Consider the following 23,205-nt stretch of genomic DNA (forward strand, 5'->3'; position numbering starts at 1 on the left):
AATTTTGCAGTCGCTAAAAATAGACTTTTGTTGAAAGATTTGATCATAGCTGCACTTTGGAGCATTTCCCCATTAGGAGAGGCTAAGGTAGGTATACCTTATGGTTTGTTGCATGGGGTAAATATATACTTGGTATTGGCTGTTTGTTTTGCAGCGAATGTTCTGGTATTTCCTATTATGATGTTTTTTTTGAACACGGTTAATAGATATTTACTCAAGTGGCATTTTTATAAGAGGAATGCCCTCTTTGTTGCAAGAAGAGCCAAAACTGGATCGGGCGATAAAATAAAAAAATATGGGTTTTACGGTCTTATATTTTTTGTAATGTTACCAGTGCCAGGTACGGGAGTATATGCAGGTAGTATTGCTACTTATCTTTTTAAGATTGAACAAAAGAAAGCATTTTTAGCGAATACTATTGGGATATTTTTATCCTCTTTAATTGTTTGGGGAACTACTTTACTGACCATGAAGGGTATGGGGTAATATATAAATGCCCCCATTTTTATCTTTCCATTTTGTGAATAACTATACCTAAGTTTAATTTTATAAACAGACTTAGCCTTTTAAATTTGCAGCTTTTTTAAGCTATGGATACCCTTACTATTGGAGATAAATTATATAATGTTGAGCAGAATGGTTTCAACGATTTTGCTAGATATTCCTTTTCTGAAGTTGTAAGACTTACCGAAACCTTAGCGGTTTTAAAGAATGGTGTACGACTTATAAATAGACCTAAACAATCTTATATTATGGAAGATGTAGGATATTCTGTTTCTAGAAATAAGGGTACACATTGGCATATTGTTTCGTTAAAGGCGATAAGAAATGCGCAAATAGAAAATGAAAAAATAAGGATTCACGATTGGTTTGAAGCAAGACAATTTACATTAAAAGAGAAGCAATATATTTATAAGCTTTTTAAAGCGGATGAGACTAAGTAATATGTAGTATATATTTTAGTTATTACAAGAAATGAACAGACCGTTTTTTTATTTAAAAAGCTTTATTACCTTTACAGCGTTGTGTTGTGTCTCAAAGAATATTTGAGGCAATTGTGTTTATCGGTTTGTGCCGATAGAACCCAATGAAAGGCTTTCCATAATGGGAGGCTTTTTTTGTTTTTGGATTACAGTTTGTGTATTACATAGTGTAATAGTGATGCAGCTAACTTTGCCGTTTGTTCATCTACATCATAATTCGGATTCAATTCTACTACATCTAGCCCTAATAATTTACCAGATTCAAGAATTAGTTTAAGGCTTTTAAGCACAATATCAGGTGAAAAACCCATGGGTGATGAAGCGCTAACACCTGGAGCATAGGCAGACGAAAAACCATCTAGGTCTATTGTAGTATAAAGGTAATCTACATCTTCTGTAAACTGCATTAGTCGTAATTCTACATGCTCCAAATACGTCATGCAAAAATACTTCTGTTCCAAATAATGCGCCTTGTGGCTTTCAGCAAATTCAAATAGGTTTTTTGTATTGGCATCTTTTCTAATACCTAGCGCCATATACTTTATAGATTCATTTTTTGCTTCGTGGTCTGTAGCTATTTGATAGAATGGTGTGCCTGAGCTGTTGCCATTATTATTAGGTCTAAAATCGAAATGGGCGTCAAAATTGATAATTCCAATAGTTTTATTTTCTGGTATGTGCTTTAATAAGCCTTTATAATGCCCGTAAGCCAAATCATGGCTACCGCCTAAAATAATTGGAATGTTATTGTTTTCTAAAAGAAAAGCTACAGCATTAGATAAATCTTTTTGCAAAATTTCTAAGTCATCATCATTACATTCTAGATTACCAAAATCTATTAGTTGCGTTTCTTTGTTTAGATGGTTAGGCATTTTGCCTAATTGCTTTCTAATAGCATCAGGGCCAAGAGCAGCCCCAATTCGGCCTGAATTTCTTCGTACCCCTTCGTCACTACTGTAACCCAAGATTGCAATTGTTTTATTTTGGCTATTTGACAATGGGTTTTTTATAGATGAAAATTGAATTTTTTCATTCAAATATAATTGCTCATCTGAGGTTCTGCCAATCCAATTGTTTTTACTCCCAAGCTTGTAATTAGACATAAGTTTAGCAATTTTTGGTTGTAATAAATTCTAAAATTATTTGATATAAAGTAGTACTAATTTAGCTATTATAAGTTCATTGATTATTATAATATGAAGACTAATAATACGGTTTCAATGTTAAAATAAATTCTCTAAAAGCCCTTCTTCTACTATATTCGGCAAAGTTACTTTGAGTGTTTTAGTTCTTTCCATTTCCCGTTTAATGGCAAAAATTGCTTCTTCGTTACGTGCCCAGCTTCTTCTAGAAATACCATTATTAACGTCGTAAAAAAGCATATTTTTAAGTTTTCGTTCTGCATCAATTGTGCCATCTAACACCATACCAAATCCGCCATTGGTGACTTCTCCCCAGCCAACTCCACCGCCGTTATGTATAGATACCCAAGTAGCGCCTCTAAAACTATCGCCAATTACATTGTGTATGGCCATATCAGCGGTGAATTTGCTGCCGTCGTAAATGTTACTGGTTTCTCTATAAGGGGAATCTGTGCCACTGACATCATGGTGGTCTCTCCCTAAAATTATTGGAGCACTTAATTCACCATTTTCAATTGCCTCATTAAACGCCAATGCTATTTTCGCTCGTCCTTCTGCATCGGCATATAATATTCTAGCTTTTGACCCTACTACCAATCTATTTTCTTCGGCTTCCGTAATCCATTTTATATTATCCGAAAGTTGTTGTTGAATTTCTGCCGGAGCATCTTTTTTTATTTCCTTTAGAACACGTAATGCAATAGCATCGGTCTTTTGTAAATCTTCTATTTTGCCAGAAGAACATACCCACCTAAACGGACCAAAACCATAATCAAAACACATAGGACCTAAAATATCTTGCACGTAAGAAGGATATTTAAAATCTATTTTGTTTTCTGCCATTACATCTGCCCCGGCTCTTGAAGCTTCCAATAAAAAGGCATTTCCATAATCAAAGAAATAGGTGCCTTTTTTGGTATGTAGATCTATAGCATCTGCATGTTTGCGTAACGATTCTTGAACCTTAGTTTTAAATGCATCGGGATCAAGATTCATCATCTCATTGGATTCCTCAAAAGACAATCCGGCAGGATAATAACCACCTGCCCACGGATTATGCAAAGAGGTTTGGTCTGAACCTAAATGAATGAAAATTTGTTCCTTGTAAAAACGTTCCCAGACATCTACCACATTTCCAATAAATGCAAGTGATACTACTTCACTATTTTCTTTGGCTTTTTTTGTTCTTATGACCAAAGTTTCTATATCATCAATTAATTCATCTACCCAACCTTGTTTATGTCTTTTCTTTGCCGCAAGTGAATTCACTTCTGCGCAAATTGTAATGCATCCGGCTATGTTGCCGGCTTTTGGCTGGGCACCGCTCATACCTCCTAATCCGGCAGTTAGGAATATTTTTCCTTCGGGATTTTCATCAACTTTTAACACCTTTCTAAAAGCGTTCATAACCGTAATTGCTGTACCATGAACAATACCTTGTGGACCAATATACATATACGAGCCAGCAGTCATTTGGCCATATTGTGTAACCCCTAGTGCATTGTATTTTTCCCAATCATCTGGCTGTGAATAATTAGGAATCATCATTCCGTTTGTTACCACTACGCGTGGAGCTTCTTTAGAGGATGGGAATAACCCCATTGGGTGACCAGAGTAGATATGTAAAGTTTGCTCGTTGGTCATTTCAGATAAATACTGCATAGTTAATAGATACTGTGCCCAATTTTGAAATACAGCTCCGTTACCACCATAGGTAATAAGTTCTTGTGGATGTTGCGCCACTGCTGGATCCAAATTATTCTGAATCATAAGCATGATTGCAGCTGCATGGGATGTTTTGGCAGGATAATCTGAAACTGGTCTTGCATACATCTCGTAAGATGGTTGAAAGCGATACATGTAAATACGGCCATAAGTCTGTAATTCATCAGCAAATTCTGGTGCTAAAACAGCATGCCATTTTGATGGAAAATAACGCAATGCGTTTTTAATGGCCAATTGCTTCTCTTCTTTAGAAAGTATCTGTTTTCTATTTGGTGCGTGACTTACTGATGAAGAACGCTCCTTCTTTTCAGGTAATTCAGTAGGTATACCAATCTGTATTTGTGCTTTAAAATCCATCTTTATTTTTTAAGTCTTAAATGTTTAAAAGGTCCTCGACTGCGCTCGACCAGACATTCATTTTTTAATTTCAACCAACAACCAACAACTATTTATGCTTATCAAAAACTAACTCCCCACTTTTCCAAACCATACAAGGTTTTAGATTTCCTTGGTTGTATAGAATGTCTTGATAATTATCGCTATGAAATACGGCAAAATCAGCTAAAAGTCCCGCTTCCAATTTACCACGGTCATCCAATTTCAAAGCCGCCGCTGCTCTAAAAGTAATGCCTGCCAAAACTTCTGCATTCGTCAATTTTTCAAATGTTCCTAAAATACTGGCTTGTGTTAACAAATCGCCCATAGGTGCTGAACCAGGGTTGTGGTCACTAGCTATTGCTAAAGAAGCTCCTGCATTTAATAATTTTCGTGCAGGTGTAAAATCACATCCAAGTCCAATCGATGCTCCTGGAAGTGCAACGGCTATAGTATCACTTTTGGCCAATAATGCTATTTCCTTTTCAGTGCTTGCTTCTAAATGGTCGGCACTTATTGCTTTGTGATCAACAGCAACCTTGCTTCCACTTGTTGAGAATTGATCCGCATGAACGGTAATATCAAAATTCAGGTCTGTAGCTTTTGAAAAATATGCCTGTATATCATCAGCAGAAAAAGCACTTTGCTCTATAAAAGCATCCATGCGATGCGTTAGGTTTTCTTCTTTAAGAATGGGGAATAACTCATCAGAAATCATTTCCAAATACTCCTTTTCTGTTCCTTTAAAATCTTTAGGTAGCATATGCGCTGCAAGGCACGTAGAGATCAATTCTGGCAATGCTGTATTATTAGCTTCTTTAATAGCTCGAAGCATTTTTAACTCTTCTGGTACTGATAGTCCGTAACCACTTTTTACTTCAATAGTGGTGGTGCCATTTTTTAGATGACGGTTTGCTCTTTTTATGGTGTTTGTTACTAATTCTTCCTGAGAAGCTTTTCTTGTTTGGGTAACGGTATCCCAAATGCCACCACCGGCATGTGCAATTTCTAAGTAGGTTTTACCTGCATTACGCATGGCATAATCTTTAGCCCTTGAACCACCAAAACAAATATGGGTATGCGCGTCTACAAAACCGGGCATACAAACATGATTTCCTTTAAGTGTTATGGTTTCGGAAATTTGAGCAGTTTCTTTTAGACTTTCAAAATCCCCAATGCCAGTAATTTTTGAACCTGATATGATGATACCACCATCTTTGATTATTTGCAATTGACTATCTGTAAGCGCCCCCTTTAGCGGAAGGCCTGCCATTGTAATTATTTGCTTAAACGGACCTATTAATGTTGCTTTTTCCATAATTTCAATATACTTCGAATTCAGTTGAAAATTTAGTTTTTAAAGAAATGCTATGTTCTTTTTGAACCCTATCGACCACCTTCATAATAGTCTTATTCTGAATCATTTCTATTCCTTTTTCGATATCATTAGCGAAAATGCGGTCTTTTTGGGCAAACGCGACTTGTTCCCGAACGGCATTATGAACTTCATCTAAAAAAATACCAGATTTTAAAGGTTTTCTAAATTCAAATGCCTGGGCAGCGGTTAATAATTCAATAGCCAGTATTTTCTCAACATTACCTATTACCTGTAGTGCTTTTCTACCACCAATGGATCCCATACTTACATGGTCTTCTTGACCAAGTGACGTAGGAATACTATCTGCGCTTGACGGAAAACAAAGTCCTTTATTTTCACTTGCCAAGGCGGCTGTTGTATATTGTAAAATCATGTAGCCAGAATTAATTCCGGTGTCGTTCATCAATAGTTTAGGAACACCGGGACTATTTCCTTCCAGCGCTAAATAAATACGTCTGTCCGATATATTTCCGATTTCAGATGCTGCTAAACATGCGTAATCTAGCGCCATAGCTAACGGCTGACCATGAAAATTACCGCCACTAATTGTCAATTCTTCATCTATAATTACAGGGTTGTCGGTTACTGAATTTAATTCTACCTCCAATAATTCTTTAAGGTGTAGCCATGCGTTTCTTGATGCTCCATGTACTTGTGGTATACAACGAATGGAGTAGGGGTCTTGTACTTTTTCACAGTCGATATGGTCTTCCATTATTTCAGAACCTTTCAATAATTTTTTTACCCGTTTGGCCACATGTATATTGCCTTTAAATGGACGTAAGGCATGAAGTTCATTGTAAAAAGGTTTTACGGAACCTTGTAGGCCTTCAATCATCATAGCCCCAATAATATCAGCTTGGGCCAATAGCGAATGTAATTGTGAAACAACTTTTACCCCATGTGCAGCTATAAACTGTGTGCCGTTTATTAAGGCTAAACCTTCTTTAGGACCAAGATTAATTGGTTCAAGTCCAGTTTTCTCAAATAAGGATGCAGTAGTAATAATCTCACCTTTATATTCGACTTTGCCCATTCCAATTAATGGAAGAAATAGATGAGATAATGGTGCCAAATCTCCAGACGCACCAACGGAACCTTGTGATGGTACTATTGGGATAGCATCATTTTCTATATGCCATAGAATTCTTTGTAATGTTTTTAAAGCAATACCTGAATAGCCTTTTGCTAAAGATTGCGCTTTAAGAATCAGCATTAATTTTGCTATATCGGTCTTTATTGGGTCTCCTACACCTACACTATGACTTTGTAGTATGTTGGTCTGCAAAATGTTAGTTTCAGATTTTGAAATCTTGGTAGTACATAATGGACCAAAACCAGTATTAATGCCATAAACAGGATGTCCTTTATCTACTATTTTCTGAACTATTGTCCAGCTTTTTTCTATTTTCTCCTCAGTCTCTTTAGAAAGAATTACGGCTATTTTATTGGTTGATATAGCTATAGCTTTCCCGGCTGTAAGCCAATCTTCACCTATTTTAAAAGTCTGTTTGTTCATAGCTTTATCATTTCAATATTTTTATTAAAATTAATGACTATTTTTAATACTTGGTAATATCAATTTTATCATCAATCCATAACTATGAGTAATCAAATAGAATTACGTCACCTTACTTATTTTTTGGCCGTAGCACAAGAGTTACATTTTAGAAAAGCCGCGGAAAAGTTGTTTATTTCTCAACCTGGACTCAGTCGACAGATAAAACAAATGGAAGATATTTTAGAAACCCAGTTGTTTGAGCGTAATAAGAAAAAGGTTACCCTAACGCCTGCTGGTCATTATTTAAAGGCCGAGGTTGAATATATATTTAACCATTTAGAAAAGGTAGAGCGACAATTAAAACTAGTAGGTGATGGTAATAGTGGAGAATTAAGAATTGGGTTTTTGGGCTCTGCAATGCAAGAAGTAGTACCCAAATTATTATTGAAAATAAAGGAAAGGTATCCTAAAGTAAAAACATCCTTAGAAGAGTTAGCGAATTTTGCACAGGTTGATGCTGTTTTAAATGACCAACTAGATTTGGGTTTTGTGCGTGTTTCTCGTGTTCCTAATACCTTAGAAATGAAAACAGTTTTTACGGATACTTTTTCGTTGGTTTTGCCAGAAAGATATCCCATGCTTACTAGAGAATTTGATGGTATGGAACGATTTGCAAAAGAGGATTTTATTCTATTTAGTCAGGCGTACAGTCCTTTGTATTATGATACAATAATGAGTATTTGCCAAGATGCAGGTTTTGCGCCAAAAATTTCACATAAATCTGTTCATGCGCATACCATTTTTAAGTTAGTAGAGAACCATATGGGAATTGCAATTGTCCCTACATCTTTGCAAAACGGATTTCAAATGCGGGTTAAGTTTATTGAATTAAAAGATATTCCTCAGCGTGCGGAACTATCGGTTATTTGGAAGAAAGAGCACACGAATCCGGTTCTTAAGAATTGTATGGAATTGCTTTTGGAAGGATAAGTTTTAATACTTATCTAACACAGAATGAGTTTTTGATAGGTTAATTTTACTTTGGTTTAGTGAAGAGTGAAGAGTGAAGAGTGAAGAGTGAAGAGTGAAGAGTGAAGAGTGAAGAGTGAAGAGTGAAGAGTGAAAGTGAAGGAGAAGAGAATAGAAAATAGAGATAAGAAAAATGGCCATCAGCGTATTGCGAAATGCGCGCGGCGAACAAACAAACAACGAAAATATGATATTCGATATAATTAAAAAGAGGCGCTCCGTATTTCCGGTGCAATATAATGATGTCCAAATTGAGACGGCAGATATTGAAAAGGTATTAGAAGCGGCTAATTGGGCACCTAACCATAAGTGTACGGAGCCTTGGCGATTTAAAGTGATTCAAGGTGATGCAAAAGGTAGACTTGGAACTTTCTTATCTAAAAAATATGAGGAGGTAGACCCAAGACCAAAGGCTATAAAAATTAAGAAATTACAGGAAAATCCACAAAGGGCTAGCGCTATAATCGCTATTTGTATGCAAAGAGATACAAATGAATCTTTACCGGAATGGGAAGAGGTTGCGGCAGTTGCTATGGCAGTACAGAATATGTGGTTGCAATGCACCGAAATGGGTATTGGGTGTTATTGGTCTTCACCCGGACTCATAAAATACATGGACGAATTTTTGACATTAGCGGAAGGTGAAAAATGCCTAGGATTTTTCTATATGGGTAATTTCGATGGCGAATTGAGCGACGGTAAACGCGGACCTATTGAAGCGAAAACCGAATGGATATCGTAATAGTTACACATTAATTAAAAAAAGGAAATAGCGCATTACTATGCTCCCAAGCTTTTGAAATGAAGAGTCCTAAATAGACAATAGCGACCATAAATTTTAAAAAAGTACCAGTTAAAAAACCTAGAAAAGAACCAAAAGCCGCTTTTGTGGCGGTTTTTTTGTCTGCCTTATTCAGTAGTTCTCCAATCAAGGCTCCCACAAAAGGCCATATAATAATTCCGAAGGGCCCTAGAATAGGGAATAGTAATGCAACTAATAAACCAACTGTTGTACCGATAACTCCAGCTTTTGTGCCTCCAAATTTTTTGGTACCTATGGCGGGTATTACATAATCTAACCCAAAAACTATTAGAGCAATGACAAAGGTTATGCCTAAGAACGTCCAGTTCATAGCAATAGCGCTAGTAGAATATAGTAACAGTAAACCCACCCAACTAATTGGTGGTCCAGGTAAAACAGGCAAAAAACTACCTAAAATGCCTACTAACATTAATATAAAACCTAAAACTAATAAAAATATATCCATTGTAAATAATGAGTGTTGCTGATAAGACTAATATAGGTTGCATTTGTTACATGATCATCCTTGAAACATAATTTTTTCAACTATAAAATTAGTTTAAACTAAATATTTAGTTATATTTGAGAATGCGATTTAGTATAGTTATATTATGTATTATAGTTTTATCTGGTTGTGGACAACGAGTTAGTCCTTTCTTTAAGTATAATGAAGTGTTTTCTGATACTTACAATCACGTCATAAATGATTCCCTACAATTGCATCATAAATCTTTTGGCGATGTTAGATATGCCAAAACAAAGGAAGAGCTAACAGTTGCAGTGAAAAAACGGAATAATCTTCAAAACGTTTTAATATATGGTAGAACTACTTCGGCTCCATTTTATGAATATTTTTTAGAAATGCCTTCTAAGCTTTCAAGGAAATTGAAAAACAGTAATGAAGATTTTTTAAGGGATACAATATTAGGTGGACATAAGTTTATATTTAAAGGATTTTTCTTAGATGGTTTGAATGCAAATAAGGATTTTGACCAAATTTTCAAAAATTTAATCGTTGGTGATGATTACAAAACCGACTTAGGTTCTTTTTACGAAGTTTTAAACTCGTTTAATAAATCAAATCGCTTTCTCAACGCACTTCGTGTAATAAGTCAATATCCTGTTTCTGGTAAAAATGAAGAATTTTTCAAATTGCAAATGGAATTAAATTATGCTTCTTTTTTAGGTCCTAATAATGAATATTATAGTCTATTACAAAAATGGGAAACAAGTTCAAGCAAAGATTCTATAGCAGAACTTATTATTAAATACGCTATTGAAGGCAAAAAAAAAGCATCTAAATTTATTCTAGAAAACACTAAAGACGAAAGATTGGTGATGTTTAATGAAAATCACTTTTATCCGAATCATCGAAAACTACTCATAGAATTATTGCCAGATTATAAGGAGTTAGGTTTTAAATATTTGGCACTTGAAGGTTTAGCTAATAATCAAGATAGTCTTTTAAACTCCGGACATCCTGTTAAAACTGATACTGGTTATTATACTAGAGAACAGAATTATGCTGAGTTGATTAGGTTGGCTCAATCACTAGATTTTAAGTTAGTAGGTTATGAGAGTTACAATGAAAATGAGGAAAGAGAATTGGAACAGGCAGAAAATCTTTATCGAAAAACATTTGAAATAGATAAAAATGCTAAAGTTTTAGTCCTTGCTGGTATTGCACATATTTTTGAAACAGCAGATGTCAACGGAAAATTATGGATGGCCTCTATTTTTAAAGAAAATTATGATATAAATCCTATTACATTTTCTCAAACTACTTTAAATCAGTATAAGAAACTAACAAATAGTTTGTCAATTTTGAGTAGTGAAAATTTTGAAGAAGGATTTAAAACGACTGATTACTTTATCTTGAATAATATGGATATGCGTGAAATAAAAGGGAATTTTTCATATAATAATAAGTATTCTAAACCTATTCAATTAGCGCTATTTGATAATTCGGAGTTTAAAACAAACCTAAGTTTTTTTAATAAGGTTCCTATTAAGAGTTACTTGCTTTTGCCCGGTGAAAACTTTAATACTACAATTAAAATCGAAAATACTAGAATGTTAATTTTTGATGAAGAAGGTAAAGTTTTAGAAAATCGTAAGGTTGAAAAAAATTAAAATTTACTAAAGCACCATATATTAATTGAATCACTTAAAAAAAGTAAATAATGAAACAGTTGACTAAAGCAGAGGAAGAGGTGATGATTATCTTATGGGAATTACAAAAATGTAATGTGGCCTCCATCATTGAAAAATTACCCGAACCTAAACCTGCCTATAATACCGTATCTACCATAGTTAGAATTTTAGAAAGTAAAGGTTTTGTAGATCACGAGCAAGAGGGGAAAGGGTATTTGTATTTTCCTTTAGTGATGAAGTCCGATTATAGTAACCAGTCCATCAATAAATTGGTAGACGGCTATTTTCAAGGTTCATTTAAAAGTATGGTGTCATTTTTCATGAAGAAGAATGATATGAGCCTGTCGGAATTGGAGTCGATATTAAAAGAAATTAAAAAGGAAAAACCATGATACAATATATTTTGGAGTGCATCGCTTTTCAACTTCTTTTCTTGGTTATTTATGACTTTTTTCTAAAGAAGGAGACCTTTTTTCAATGGAACAGAGTCTATTTACTAGGAACGTTTGTATTGTCCTTGATTTTACCTTGGGTAAAAATAGAAGCTTTTAAGCAGCAAGTACCACAAACATTTGTTCAATATCCTGAGTATTTATGGGGATTGCAAAATGTAAAGGTTGTAGTGCCCGTTGAAGAAACTTCTAGCTGGGACCTTACTTGGCAAGAAGGTATTTTTTATGGCGGAATGTTAGTGGCAATGTTGTTATTCGGATTAAAGATTAGACAGCTGTATCTTTTAAGAAAGAGCGGGGAGAAGGTTGTATACCCCTTGTTCACCCAAATAGTTATAGCAAACAGTTGCATTGCTTTTTCATTCTTTAAATCCATTTTTATTGGTGACCATGTATTAAAAATGAAGCATGACACCATAATTGAACATGAATTGGTACATATAAAACAAGGGCATACGTACGATTTGTTGTTCTTTGAGCTTATGCGAATTGTAGGCTGGTTTAATCCGCTAGTATACGTATATCAAAATCGTATTTCAGAAGTTCATGAATTTATTGCCGATTCCCATGTTTCTAAAGCGCATAAAACGGAGCACTACGAGCAGTTATTGTCTCAGGTTTTTCAGACCGAACATATATCATTCATCAATCAATTTTTTACACAATCATTAATCAAAAAACGAATAGTCATGTTACAAAAATCAAAATCAAAAAAAGTTTGGCAGTTGAAGTATTTACTGTTAGTGCCCATGGTGTTAGGGATGTTGTTGTATAGTTCGTGTGAATTAGATAAAACTTCTTCTGATAGTCAAGAATCTTTAAAAAGTGATGAGTTATTAATAACGGAAGTAAAGGCGGATATAGAAGAAAATAATATTGACTTAGATTTTTTAGAAACCTCCGGTTTAGCAGAAAAATATAATAACCCATCAGAAACACTCACTAAACATGAATTTTTTCTATATGAATTAGTGCAAGGTGAAATATTCGAGCTAGTAAGTAAAGGGTATACAAAGGAACATCCGGAAGAGGAACCTTTGAATATAGCATTTATGTTGCCTTCTTCTGAACGATATGATAGCTTTATCAGAGGGAAAGAAACTTTTAAATTGATAGATAAGAAGTTAAAAACATCAGTTGCATCATATGGAAAGGTTATTGCCTATTATGACAACACTTTGGAATTTTATCCGTCAGATTACAAAGAATTTGTAGTAGCGAATACCAAAGAATTAGATGCTGGTGAAATTAAGAAATTTAATGAATTGTTGGCTAGCTTAGAAAATGAGCCCGACTACTTAACGAGTATTATTCTTCATGATGATACAAATTCGTTTTTAATTGGTACGAACAATAAAGATTTAATTGGAAGTAAAGAATCATATGGAGTTCAGTTTGTTACAGAAAAGGTTTATGGCGAACTAAATAGTGTTGATGTTGCTTTCGCTGTGGTAGATGAGACTCCAATTTTCCCTGGCTGTGAAGATGCTGCTGATAAACGCACTTGTTTCAATGATAAAATACAATTACATATCAGTAAAAATTTTAATTACCCACAGGCGGCACAAGATGCCAACATAGAGGGGCGAGTAAGTACTATGTTCATCATTTCTTCAGAAGGTACTATTGAAAATATTAAAATGCGCGGTCCTGATAAATTGTTAGAAGATGAGGTGGAACGCATTATTAAACGGTTGCCAAAAATGACTCCTGGAAAACATAAAGGCAAAGCAGTTAATGTGCCTTTTTCTATTCCTATAAATTTTAAATTGCAGTAGATTAAGAATTGGCAATAAACATCTTTGCGAACGGAGTTTAGCAATCTATTTATTAGAAAACCATAAGAATAAATTGTCATTGATATAAAATACACCTTTATGAGGTGTATTTTAAATTGTTCTAATAACAAGAATTATTTATCGTAAGTTCTCTGGCTAAAAAAATCGTAATTTCACTTGTAGAACAGGTGTAATGAAACAATTTGTCTTCTTTTTTCTTTTTTTGGTTGTAAGTTCATGTTCGTTCTTTGAGTCTAAACAAAAAAGAACCCAAGAACTTATTAATGAAGAATTACGCCATATAGATTGGAACAGTGTAGATTCTTACCCGTTCTTTTATACTTGCGACGAAGCGGTTACTAAAGAACAACAAAGGATTTGTTTTGAAGAAACCTTGATTTCTCATTTTCAAGAAACCTTAAATGATTTTGAATTTACGTTGACCGATAAAGAAAGTGAAACTGTGGAGGTTATTTTTGTTATAGATACCCTAGGTAGAATAAACGTGGCCAATATTGAAAAGAATGCTTTGGTATTAAATCAAATGCCAGAATTTGATGGTGTCATTACCCAAAGCTTAAAGAATCTTCCTAAACTTGCACCTGCTTTAAAAAGAGGAATACCCGTAAATACAAAATACCGTATTCCTGTTCAATTAAATACAAACTAAGCATTTTGGCGAACGAAAAAATAATATTGGGTATTGATCCAGGTACGACCATTATGGGATTCGGACTCATTAAAGTAGTGGGCAAAAAGATGGAGTTTATTCAAATGAACGAGTTGCTTCTTCAAAAATATAGTGATCCGTACACCAAACTAAAGCTCATTTTTGAACGTACTATTGAACTAATCGACACCTATCACCCAGATGAAATTGCTATTGAAGCGCCTTTCTTTGGTAAGAACGTACAGTCCATGCTAAAACTTGGGCGTGCACAAGGAGTTGCCATGGCAGCGGGACTATCACGTCAAATACCTATTACAGAATACCTTCCCAAAAAAATTAAAATGGCCATTACGGGTAATGGTAATGCCAGTAAGGAACAAGTCGCTAGAATGTTACAAAGTGTATTAGGACTTAAAACGCTACCTAAAAATCTTGATAGCACAGATGGTTTAGCTGCTGCAGTATGTCATTTTTATAATGAAGGCCGGGTTGAGGTTGGGAAAAGTTATACGGGTTGGGATGCCTTTGTAAAGCAGAACGAGAAACGAGTTAAGAAGTAGTTTTCAGTTGGCAGTATCAGTTAGCAGTAGCAGTAATAAATAAAGTATATATGCAATTTCAAGATTTATTGGCTTATAAGAAGTCTTTTGCGCTTGCCATGAAGATATTTTACGTTTCAAAAAACTTTCCTAAAGAAGAGAAATTTTCCTTGACTGACCAAATAAGACGTTCGTCTAGAAGTGTAAGTGCTAATATTGCAGAAGCATATCGTAAAAGAAATTACCCTAAACATTTTAAAAGTAAGTTAACCGATAGTGATGCAGAAAATTCAGAAACTCAAACTTGGCTAGAGTTTGCATTAAAATGTGAATATATTGACCAATCAACTTTTAATGATTTTAAGAATGATAGTGAAGAAGTAGGTAAGTTGTTAAATTATATGATTAATAACCCAAGTAAATTCGGTTCAGAATAAGAACTGAATCTGTCAATTGAAAATTGACACTGCCAACTGAAACTGCCCACTGATACTGAAAACTGAAACTATGTCCGGAATCTACATCCACATCCCATTTTGCAAACAAGCCTGTCACTATTGTGATTTTCATTTTTCAACATCTTTGGGAAAAAAAGAGACGATGGTGAATGCATTGTGCAAAGAACTGGAACTGCGTAAAGAGGAATTCTCTGGGGAGTCCGTAGCAACCATATATTTTGGTGGTGGTACGCCGTCTGTTTTGGATACTTCGGAAATTGAGCAGCTGATAGCTGCGGTTCATGAACATTATGATGTTATTGGCAATCCGGAGATTACCTTAGAGGCGAATCCTGATGATTTGTCAGAGGAGAAAATACTACAATTGGCAGCTAGTCCGATAAACAGATTAAGTATTGGTATACAATCATTTTTTGAAGAAGATTTAGAGCTGATGAACAGAGCGCATAATGCTCTGGAAGCTGAAAAATGTTTGCAATTGGCAAGTCAGTATTTCAATAATATTTCGATTGATTTAATTTACGGAATGCCAAACATGACTTTAGAACGTTGGAAACAGAATATAAAAAAGGCATTAGGTTTCGGTATTCCGCATATCTCCAGTTATGCTCTTACGGTTGAACCTAAAACAGCACTTGCCAAGTTTGTGGAAGATGGATTAATTACTCCCACTACCGACGAAGAAACACAGGAGCATTTCAATTTATTGAACGACACTTTATTAGCAGCAGGCTTCGATTGTTATGAGATTTCCAATTTTGGGAAGCCTGGCTATTATTCACAAAACAATTCTGCCTATTGGCAGCAGAAAAAATATATAGGTATTGGTCCGTCTGCACATTCATTTGATGGTGTTCAACGTGGGTGGAATATTGATAATAATCCCAAGTATATTAAATCCATAGCACAAAACATTTTACCTATGGAAGTTGAGGTGCTTTCTTCGACCGATAAATACAACGAGTATATAATGACAGGTTTACGAACTATCTGGGGAGTTTCGTTAAACAGAATAGCGACAGAATTCGGACCTAAATACAAAGAATACGCATTACTACAAGCCGATAAGTTTTTAGAAGAGCATTTACTTTTTGTTGATGGTGACCTTCTCAAAACCACTAAAAAAGGAATGTTTTTAGCCGATGGCATCGCTGCAGATTTGTTTATGGTAAATTTGAAATAGCGGTTGTTATTATAATTATACAACTCAAAATTCCGTAATTTTCTACTTCTTAAAAACAAAATCTAGTCAGACCACACGTCTGAACAAAGGTTTACAATTTATATAATGAAGACTACCATAACCCACAATGCTAACCAGTATCAATTTGACCTGTCTAAACCATTGGATATTTCAATACCGATAACCAGTAAAAAGGACAATGTAAACGCTTGGTATGTTGATTCTCCAACAATAGAACCGCATCGGGATAAGGATTTTGTTGGTAGTATTCCTGCTGGGTCAAGTACCAATTTTTATGATATTTCATTCAATCCGCATGCGCATGGTACGCATACGGAGTGTGTTGGTCATATATCTGCAGCACATCAATCTGTAAATCAACATTTAAAACAGTATTTCTTTTTAGCAGAGGTAATTACCATTACACCAATTGAAGAACAAGGAGATTTAGTAATTACTAAAGATCAACTTCAAAAAGCGTTGGGCAATAAAACACCAATGGCATTAGTCCTAAGAACGCTTCCGAATTCAGCATTAAAACGAAATAGGCAGTATTCAAATACGAATCCGCCTTACATTTTAGAAGATGCTATGATTTTTGTCAGAGAGGTTGGGGTAGAGCACTTGTTGATAGACCTGCCATCTGTCGACAAAGAAAAGGACAACGGCGCTCTTTTGGCGCACAAGGCATTTTGGAATTTTAATGGTGAAGTGAGATTAATCGCTACCATTACAGAATTTATTTATGTTCCCGATTCGATTATAGATGGTTCGTACTTTTTAAACCTACAGGTGGCGCCTATTGAAAATGATGCCAGCCCTAGCAGACCGGTACTTTATAAAATAGAATAGTTATGAAAAATCTAATCAAATTAGAAGAACTCGCCTTAATGATTCTCGGTATTTTTATGTTCGGCTTATTAGGTTACCAATGGTGGTGGTTGCCTGTTTTAATCTTAACTCCAGATCTATCGATGTTGGGTTATTTATTAGGCTTAAAAATAGGCGCAGTGTGCTATAATGTATTCCATCACAGAGGTTTCGCCATACTTTTATACTTTGTGGGCATCTATTTTATGCTGCCCATTGTTCAATTAATAGGTACAATTCTTTTTATACATACGGCTATGGACCGTATCTTTGGCTACGGACTTAAATATGATAAAGGGTTTAAGTTTACTCATTTAGGAGAAATAGGAAATAAAAATGGATAATATTTTTGATACCATTCTTGGGTTAGTTTTAGGTGCAATTGGGATGTACTGGCTGTTCAACTTTTTTAAAGGCAAGAAAAGCAAAGAGATTACTACACACCAGTCAACCGTATTGCTAGAAAAGATGAAAAGTGTTTGTAAGTTGATATCTGTAGAAGGCGAGTTTGCCGAAATCTATAAATATGAAAACGTAAAAGACTTTATGAGTTTAGTAAGTAGTAAAAAGAAGGCGCTGGTGGTTATAAAAGCCAAGGCACAAATTGGATATGATTTAAGTAAACTACTAATGCATGCCGATGAAGCGAATAAAAAGATAATTCTCGATAATTTTCCGCAACCAGAGGTATTGAGTATTGAACCAGAATTAGAGTTTTACGATATTAAAAGCGGGTTTTTTAACTTTTTTGCTCCAGATGACCTTACCAAACTAAATGCTGAAGCAAAAGCCCATATACGTGAAAAAATTCCGGAAAGCGGATTAATGGATACCGCAAGAAAAGAAGCTTTGCAGACCGTTTTAATTATGGAAAAAATAGTAGAAACTATTGGTTGGAAACTTGATTACTCCGCACTTAAAATTCCGCAAAAACAACTAGATTTACTCCAAGAATAATAACAAACAACTCAAAATTGAAAATGAAAAACGTAATTTGTATCCTTGTATTAACACTTATGACCACAGTAACTTTTGGTCAAAATGATAAAAAAATGACTGAATTCGATTCTAATTTTTCCCACACCGTATTTTTCTGGTTGAAAAACCCTGATAATCAAGCAGATCGTACTGCTTTTGAAACTTCTTTACGTAAGTTTTTAGATAACTCGGCATATGCCAAAACACAATTTATAGGCAAGCCGCCAAAAGCAAGTAGAGATGTAGTAGATGACTCATTTACCTATTCTTTAATTGTAAGTTTCGATTCTGCGGAATCTCAACAAGCATACCAAGATGAGGCACCGCACAAAGTGTTTATTGAAGAATCTAGTGCATTGTGGACTAAAGTAATTGTTTACGATTCTACTAGTATCTAAGAAACAATATGATATTTAAAAAAGGCACTTCTCATCCTATTGAACTAACATTTAATTTTACATGCGGTAAGCCAGTAAAAGAATTATCGCATGTTTTTTAGTGACGATTATTTAAAACCATATGAATGAACGTTGAAGAATACCGAGATTACTGCATTGCCAAAAAGGGAGTAACAGAATCTTTTCCTTTTGATGAGGTTACCTTGGTATTTAAAGTAATGGGCAAAATGTTCGCCTTATGTGGATTAGAGCATGTGCCATTACGTGTTAACCTAAAATGTGACCCAGATAAAGCCATAGAACTACGTGAAGAACATGATGGTATTATAGAGGGATGGCACATGAGTAAAAAACATTGGAACACCATATACCTGGACAAAATTTCTAAAGAGTTTACAAAAGAACTTATTGACCACTCTTATGATTTAGTGGTTTCTAAGCTCACGAAAAAGTTGAGGGTGGAGTTGAAGGCTTTAAAGTAATACTCAATAAATCTACTTTTTATTTTTTAATTCCTATTCCCTCACCCAAAACCAGCATTCACTCATTTTTACTACTTTTTATAAAATGATTTTTGGTACTTAATAGTGCTTAAAACCACTATTTATGAAAAACCAAAGATCACCTCAAGAAGTAAATGCCGGCTCTATGGCAGATATCGCTTTTCTATTATTGATTTTTTTCTTGGTTACCACATCTATAGAAAATGATGCGGGACTTAACCGGTCTATGCCTCCTGATATTACTGATAACAGTGTTGATATCAAAGAGCGAAACCTTTTTGAAATCAGTATAAATGATGCTGATAAAATAATGGCAGAAGGTGATATTATACACCCTAAAATTCTTAGAGAAAAAGTAATTGCATTTATTGATAATGGCGGGTTTTCAATGCAAGAAGAAGGGTATTGTAGTTATTGTAAAGGAGAGGGGTTGGCAGATTCATCTGAAAACCCTGATAAGGCTATTATTTCTATAAAGGCACAACGAAATAGTAGTTATCCGGTTTATGTGGCTGTGCAAAATGAGGTAATAGGTGCTTACAACTCCCTCCGCAATAGAGAAAGTTTGCGATTATTCAATACCACTTACGAAGCCATTAATTCAACATATTACAATGAAGAAATAAGTGTGGAGCAAAAGGGGATATTAAAAGAACGCCTTGAAATTATAAGAGCACTTTTTCCGCAGAAAATTCTAGAACCAGAAACCGTAAATAACTAAAGCCATGATAAAATTCAACAAATACAGATCTAGTAAAACCTTACCTCCTGTTTCAACCGCTTCATTGCCAGATATCGTTTTTATACTTCTCTTTTTCTTTATGACGGTTACTGTTATGAAGAATCAAAATTTATTGGTAGAGAATACCTTACCAATAGCAACAGAAACCGAAAAGTTGGATAAGAAAGACCGAGTCATTGAAATATATATTGGTAAACCCACGACTGGCGGCAATTCAAATTTAGGGGAAGAGCCCAGAATTCAAATGGAAAATAAATTTATCACCGTAGACGAAGTCGGAGATTATGCCCTGCAAGCCCTATCATCGATGCCACAGCATTTACGAAGTGTTGCAACAGTCTCTATTAAAGCAGACATTGGGGTTAAAATGGGAATAATCGAGGACCTTAAAAGTCAACTTCGTATGGTGAATCTGTTGAAAATAAACTATACCACTTATGAAGGTGCCGTTGTAGATAATATTTAGAATGAAATGAATGTTTTTAAATCTGCTTTCCATTTATAGAAACCACTTTCTAAGGTTATCTTTGCCTTTTCTATTTTAGGTAATTATTCATGAGGAATTTAGAAGAGTTTTACACCCAAAGAGTAAAAGGTTTTGAAACTGAAATTGAAGCGGTAAATCAAAAGTTATTTACGTTCAGCGTACTTCGCTTAGTTATATTTTTGGGTACTATTGTAGCAATTTACTTTGCATCGGTAAATGCTAAATATGTTATTGGGGTGTTGTTTATAGGTATTCCGTTATTTTTGTTTTTGGTAAGTACATACACAAATCTCAAGCACCAAAAAGCTAAGATAGAGGCTTTAAAAGATATCAATACGGTAGAACTACAAGTACTGAAAAGAGATTATTCCAAATTACCGAACGGAAAAGAATTTGCAGACGATATTCATTTTTTTAGTCAAGATATTGACTTGTTCGGTGAAGGGTCTTTTTATCAAATCTCGAATAGAACCAAACTTGCTGAGGGTAGTTTGTTATTATCTGATATCTATAAAGAGAATTCAATTGGTAATATAATTAACAAGCAAGAAGCGATTTCCGAAATAGGTAAGAAAATAGATTGGAGACAAGAGTTTTCTGCTATGGCGGCATTGACCAAAACAGAAACTTCTACACATACTATTGCAACTTGGTTAAAGAACTATATTCCTTTTGTACCAAAGGCAATGAAGTTTATTCCGCTAGTATTTTCAATTATTTCAGTGGCTGTTTTTGTTGCTTACTTTTTAGATTACCTACCAGAATCTGTTTTGATTACTTGGTTGGTGTTAGGAATGATCATCGTTGGTTTGTTTACTAAAAAGGTGACCAACTTAGGACAAAGTGCAACTAAAATGAAATCTACTTTTGACCAGTACAATCAGCTATTGGCAATGATAGAAAAAACAGAATTCACGTCAGATTTGTTAAAACAGCAGAAAGCAAATATTCTAAGTAATGGTGAAAATAATTCTAAGGTCTTAAAGAAATTTGCATCACTTCTAAGCAACCTAGATCGTAATAATAATCTACTGTATTTAATTTTTGCGAACGGATTTTTCCTTCGTTCTTTAACTGACTGCCTAGCTATTGAAAAATGGATTAAGGAACATGGTAAAAGTGTAGAGACATGGTTTAATACCATCGCGTTTTTTGACGCCTACAACAGTTTAGGAAACTATGCTTTTAATCATCCGAATTTTACGTACCCAACCATCACGAATAACGGAGTGGTACTGAAATCTATGAATGCAGGTCATCCGTTATTGGACCCTAATAAAAGTGTATTGAATGATATTACCATAGCGGGCGGACAATTCTTTATTATCACCGGTGCAAATATGGCGGGTAAGAGTACGTTTTTAAGAACAGTATCTTTGCAGATTATGATGGCTAATATTGGGCTGCCTGTTTGCGCAGCATCCGTCAGTTATTCTCCTATAAAGTTAATTACCAGTATGCGTACTACAGATTCATTGACAGATGATGAATCGTACTTCTTTTCTGAATTAAAACGCCTAAGATACATTGTAGACGAAATACAAACAGATCGCTATTTTATTGTTTTAGATGAAATTTTGAAAGGAACCAATAGCACAGATAAGGCTTTAGGTTCAAGAAAATTTGTAGAGCGTTTAGTAAAAAGTAAATCTACCGGAATTATAGCGACCCATGATCTTAGTCTTTGTGCGGTTGCCGATGAATATGATGCGGTTAAGAACCATTATTTTGACGCAGAGATTATAGACAACGAACTACATTTCGATTATACGTTTAAAGACGGCATTTGCCAGAATATGAACGCTTCTTTTCTGTTAAAGAAGATGGGGATTATTGAGTAGTTTTTAAATACAAATACAAACTCAAAAAACAAACACAAGCTCAAAATAGAAGTAAATTAGTTGTTTAAAATAATGATAAGAAGCGTATATATTTCAGGTATTCTATTGTTAGCAACAACCAACAACAAAAAATGTTTGCGCTTGAATTTGATTTTTGAGTTTGAACTTGAATTTTAATTTTAATTCCCCCTTTGGGGGTTAGGGGGCAAGGGCATATGGATTCACTAACACAAATAGTACTTGGAGCAGCAGTCGGTGAAGCCGTTCTAGGCAAGAAAGTTGGCAACAAGGCTATGCTTTATGGTGCTATTGCTGGCACCATACCAGATTTAGATGTAATTACCGGCTATTTTCTTGATACTGTTACGGCTACCGAATGGCATAGAGGTTTTAGTCACTCTATTTTCTTTTCGGTAATTTTTGCGCCTGTATTTGGGTGGTTTGTCTGGAAGATAAATAAGAAAGAATCCGCTACTTGGAAAGAGTGGTCTTGGTTAATGTTCTGGGGATTATTTACTCACCCGTTATTAGATGCTTTCACTACTTGGGGAACTCAATTATTTTGGCCCTTTAAAATTCGGTTGGCGTTTCAAAGTGTTTTCGTGATAGATCCGTTGTACACGGTTCCATTTGTCATATTCCTGATATTGGCTATGTTTCAAAAACGGACTGCAATAAAACGTAGAAAATATATGAAACTCGGACTTATAATTAGTTCTGTGTATTTAGTATTGACATTGATTTTAAAAGGAATCGCTTTTCAAAAATTTGAGAAAGCGCTTGACGAACAGGGTATTGTTTATAGTGAAATGAATACGCGTCCTGCTCCTTTAAATACCGTACTGTGGATGGCAAACATAGATGTGGAAGACGCCTATTTAATGGGCGAATATTCTTTTTTTGATTCCCAGCCAATTTCGTTTATATCTTATCCTAAAAATCATGCATTGCTGGGAAAATGGGCAATGAATGATAAAATAGAACGATTGATAAAAATAACCGAAGGCTGGTACACCATTACCGAAAAAGAAGGACAACTTTACTTTAATGATTTAAGATTTGGACTCATTAGTATGAATGAAAATGAAACCCAGTTTGCCTTTAGTTATAAGTTAGTTCCGAATGGTGAAGATTTGATTGTGGAAGAAAGACCGAAATTTAAACGTGATGCGAAACGTTTACTGGGTGCGCTTTGGGAACGTATGTGGGGAAACTAA

General features: G+C 34.8%; 26 protein-coding genes. 20 read left to right on the plus strand and 6 right to left on the minus strand.

From position 1 onward, the window contains the following. Positions 1 to 27 precede the first annotated feature (27 nt). Complete coding sequence (locus tag BTR34_RS10510) at positions 28 to 486, plus strand: COG2426 family protein (protein WP_068481224.1); 459 nt, start codon at positions 28 to 30, stop codon at positions 484 to 486. 104 nt (positions 487 to 590) lie between these two features. Further along, positions 591 to 944: a pyruvate kinase gene (locus BTR34_RS10515; protein ID WP_068481227.1), complete on the plus strand. Its 354-nt coding sequence runs from the start codon at positions 591 to 593 to the stop codon at positions 942 to 944. 185 nt (positions 945 to 1,129) lie between these two features. On the opposite strand, the gene hutG is transcribed toward BTR34_RS10515, so the two are convergent. From hutG to hutH, 4 genes are all read right to left on the minus strand, one after another. Next, complete coding sequence (gene hutG / locus BTR34_RS10520; RefSeq protein ID WP_068481231.1) at positions 1,130 to 2,086, minus strand: formimidoylglutamase; 957 nt, start codon at positions 2,084 to 2,086, stop codon at positions 1,130 to 1,132. A 120-nt stretch (positions 2,087 to 2,206) separates the two neighbouring features. Further along, positions 2,207 to 4,207, minus strand: a complete 2,001-nt coding sequence (locus BTR34_RS10525; RefSeq protein WP_068481233.1) for a urocanate hydratase — start codon at positions 4,205 to 4,207, stop codon at positions 2,207 to 2,209. 88 nt (positions 4,208 to 4,295) lie between these two features. After that, positions 4,296 to 5,543, minus strand: coding sequence for an imidazolonepropionase (gene hutI, locus BTR34_RS10530; protein WP_068481237.1), 1,248 nt, complete (start codon positions 5,541 to 5,543; stop codon positions 4,296 to 4,298). A 4-nt stretch (positions 5,544 to 5,547) separates the two neighbouring features. Further along, positions 5,548 to 7,122 carry a histidine ammonia-lyase gene (gene hutH, locus BTR34_RS10535; RefSeq protein ID WP_068481241.1) on the minus strand — a complete coding sequence of 525 codons (1,575 nt, stop codon included), beginning with the start codon at positions 7,120 to 7,122 and terminating at the stop codon, positions 5,548 to 5,550. A gap of 84 nt (positions 7,123 to 7,206) precedes the next feature. Here hutH and BTR34_RS10540 point away from each other — a divergent pair, with 84 nt between their 5' ends. Next, positions 7,207 to 8,094 carry a LysR family transcriptional regulator gene (locus BTR34_RS10540; protein WP_068481245.1) on the plus strand — a complete coding sequence of 296 codons (888 nt, stop codon included), beginning with the start codon at positions 7,207 to 7,209 and terminating at the stop codon, positions 8,092 to 8,094. Positions 8,095 to 8,320: 226 nt separating this feature from the next. After that, positions 8,321 to 8,875: a nitroreductase family protein gene (locus BTR34_RS10545; RefSeq protein WP_068481862.1), complete on the plus strand. Its 555-nt coding sequence runs from the start codon at positions 8,321 to 8,323 to the stop codon at positions 8,873 to 8,875. Positions 8,876 to 8,885: 10 nt separating this feature from the next. Here BTR34_RS10545 and BTR34_RS10550 read toward each other — a convergent pair whose 3' ends face one another. After that, entirely contained in the window at positions 8,886 to 9,401 is a 516-nt protein-coding gene (locus BTR34_RS10550) for a DUF456 domain-containing protein (protein ID WP_068481248.1), read from the minus strand. A gap of 122 nt (positions 9,402 to 9,523) precedes the next feature. Between BTR34_RS10550 and BTR34_RS10555 the strand changes: the two genes are divergently transcribed. The 6 genes from BTR34_RS10555 (at position 9,524) to BTR34_RS10580 (ending at position 14,965) form a co-directional block, all read left to right on the plus strand. Next, complete coding sequence (locus BTR34_RS10555; protein WP_068481252.1) at positions 9,524 to 11,068, plus strand: hypothetical protein; 1,545 nt, start codon at positions 9,524 to 9,526, stop codon at positions 11,066 to 11,068. 50 nt (positions 11,069 to 11,118) lie between these two features. Then, positions 11,119 to 11,481 (plus strand): BlaI/MecI/CopY family transcriptional regulator, encoded by a 363-nt coding sequence (locus BTR34_RS10560; RefSeq protein WP_068481255.1) that lies wholly within the window; start codon positions 11,119 to 11,121, stop codon positions 11,479 to 11,481. Next, positions 11,478 to 13,319 carry a M56 family metallopeptidase gene (locus tag BTR34_RS19130; RefSeq protein ID WP_068481258.1) on the plus strand — a complete coding sequence of 614 codons (1,842 nt, stop codon included), beginning with the start codon at positions 11,478 to 11,480 and terminating at the stop codon, positions 13,317 to 13,319. The genes BTR34_RS10560 and BTR34_RS19130 overlap by 4 nt, the downstream gene beginning before the upstream one ends. A 193-nt stretch (positions 13,320 to 13,512) precedes the next feature. After that, the gene (locus BTR34_RS10570) at positions 13,513 to 13,989 is read left to right on the plus strand and encodes an energy transducer TonB (protein WP_068481261.1); all 477 of its coding nucleotides are present in this window, start codon (positions 13,513 to 13,515) and stop codon (positions 13,987 to 13,989) included. A 5-nt stretch (positions 13,990 to 13,994) separates the two neighbouring features. Further along, on the plus strand, positions 13,995 to 14,549 hold the full coding sequence (ruvC, locus tag BTR34_RS10575) for a crossover junction endodeoxyribonuclease RuvC (protein WP_068481264.1): 555 nt from the start codon (positions 13,995 to 13,997) through the stop codon (positions 14,547 to 14,549). A gap of 50 nt (positions 14,550 to 14,599) precedes the next feature. Further along, positions 14,600 to 14,965: a four helix bundle protein gene (locus BTR34_RS10580; RefSeq protein ID WP_068481267.1), complete on the plus strand. Its 366-nt coding sequence runs from the start codon at positions 14,600 to 14,602 to the stop codon at positions 14,963 to 14,965. On the opposite strand, the gene BTR34_RS18950 is transcribed toward BTR34_RS10580, so the two are convergent. Beyond that, positions 14,934 to 15,098, minus strand: a complete 165-nt coding sequence (locus tag BTR34_RS18950; RefSeq protein ID WP_197496127.1) for a hypothetical protein — start codon at positions 15,096 to 15,098, stop codon at positions 14,934 to 14,936. The genes BTR34_RS10580 and BTR34_RS18950 overlap by 32 nt on opposite strands. Between BTR34_RS18950 and hemW the strand changes: the two genes are divergently transcribed. The 10 genes from hemW to BTR34_RS10630 all read left to right on the plus strand — a co-directional run bounded on the left by hemW (position 15,036) and on the right by BTR34_RS10630 (position 23,205). Further along, complete coding sequence (gene hemW, locus BTR34_RS10585; protein ID WP_068481270.1) at positions 15,036 to 16,169, plus strand: radical SAM family heme chaperone HemW; 1,134 nt, start codon at positions 15,036 to 15,038, stop codon at positions 16,167 to 16,169. The genes BTR34_RS18950 and hemW overlap by 63 nt on opposite strands. Positions 16,170 to 16,274: 105 nt before the next feature. Continuing rightward, positions 16,275 to 17,021 (plus strand): cyclase family protein, encoded by a 747-nt coding sequence (locus BTR34_RS10590; RefSeq protein ID WP_068481273.1) that lies wholly within the window; start codon positions 16,275 to 16,277, stop codon positions 17,019 to 17,021. A gap of 2 nt (positions 17,022 to 17,023) precedes the next feature. Further along, on the plus strand, positions 17,024 to 17,383 hold the full coding sequence (locus BTR34_RS10595; RefSeq protein ID WP_068481276.1) for a DUF4260 domain-containing protein: 360 nt from the start codon (positions 17,024 to 17,026) through the stop codon (positions 17,381 to 17,383). Beyond that, the gene (locus tag BTR34_RS10600; RefSeq protein WP_068481279.1) at positions 17,376 to 17,996 is read left to right on the plus strand and encodes a DUF4230 domain-containing protein; all 621 of its coding nucleotides are present in this window, start codon (positions 17,376 to 17,378) and stop codon (positions 17,994 to 17,996) included. Before BTR34_RS10595 ends, BTR34_RS10600 begins: the two co-directional genes overlap by 8 nt. Before the next feature lie 23 nt (positions 17,997 to 18,019). Further along, complete coding sequence (locus BTR34_RS10605) at positions 18,020 to 18,415, plus strand: Dabb family protein (RefSeq protein ID WP_068481282.1); 396 nt, start codon at positions 18,020 to 18,022, stop codon at positions 18,413 to 18,415. 125 nt (positions 18,416 to 18,540) lie between these two features. Continuing rightward, positions 18,541 to 18,897, plus strand: a complete 357-nt coding sequence (locus BTR34_RS10610) for an MmcQ/YjbR family DNA-binding protein (protein ID WP_068481285.1) — start codon at positions 18,541 to 18,543, stop codon at positions 18,895 to 18,897. A 124-nt stretch (positions 18,898 to 19,021) separates the two neighbouring features. Continuing rightward, entirely contained in the window at positions 19,022 to 19,639 is a 618-nt protein-coding gene (locus BTR34_RS10615; protein ID WP_068481288.1) for an ExbD/TolR family protein, read from the plus strand. Between the two features lie 4 nt (positions 19,640 to 19,643). Further along, the gene (locus tag BTR34_RS10620) at positions 19,644 to 20,126 is read left to right on the plus strand and encodes an ExbD/TolR family protein (protein WP_068481291.1); all 483 of its coding nucleotides are present in this window, start codon (positions 19,644 to 19,646) and stop codon (positions 20,124 to 20,126) included. 89 nt (positions 20,127 to 20,215) lie between these two features. Next, on the plus strand, positions 20,216 to 21,988 hold the full coding sequence (locus BTR34_RS10625; RefSeq protein ID WP_068481294.1) for a MutS-related protein: 1,773 nt from the start codon (positions 20,216 to 20,218) through the stop codon (positions 21,986 to 21,988). Between the two features lie 215 nt (positions 21,989 to 22,203). Continuing rightward, a complete protein-coding gene (locus tag BTR34_RS10630) occupies positions 22,204 to 23,205 on the plus strand; it encodes a metal-dependent hydrolase (protein WP_068481297.1) in 1,002 nt (333 codons plus the stop codon).

Origin of the sequence: Maribacter hydrothermalis, from assembly GCF_001913155.1 — a bacterium.
GTDB lineage: Bacteria > Bacteroidota > Bacteroidia > Flavobacteriales > Flavobacteriaceae > Maribacter > Maribacter hydrothermalis.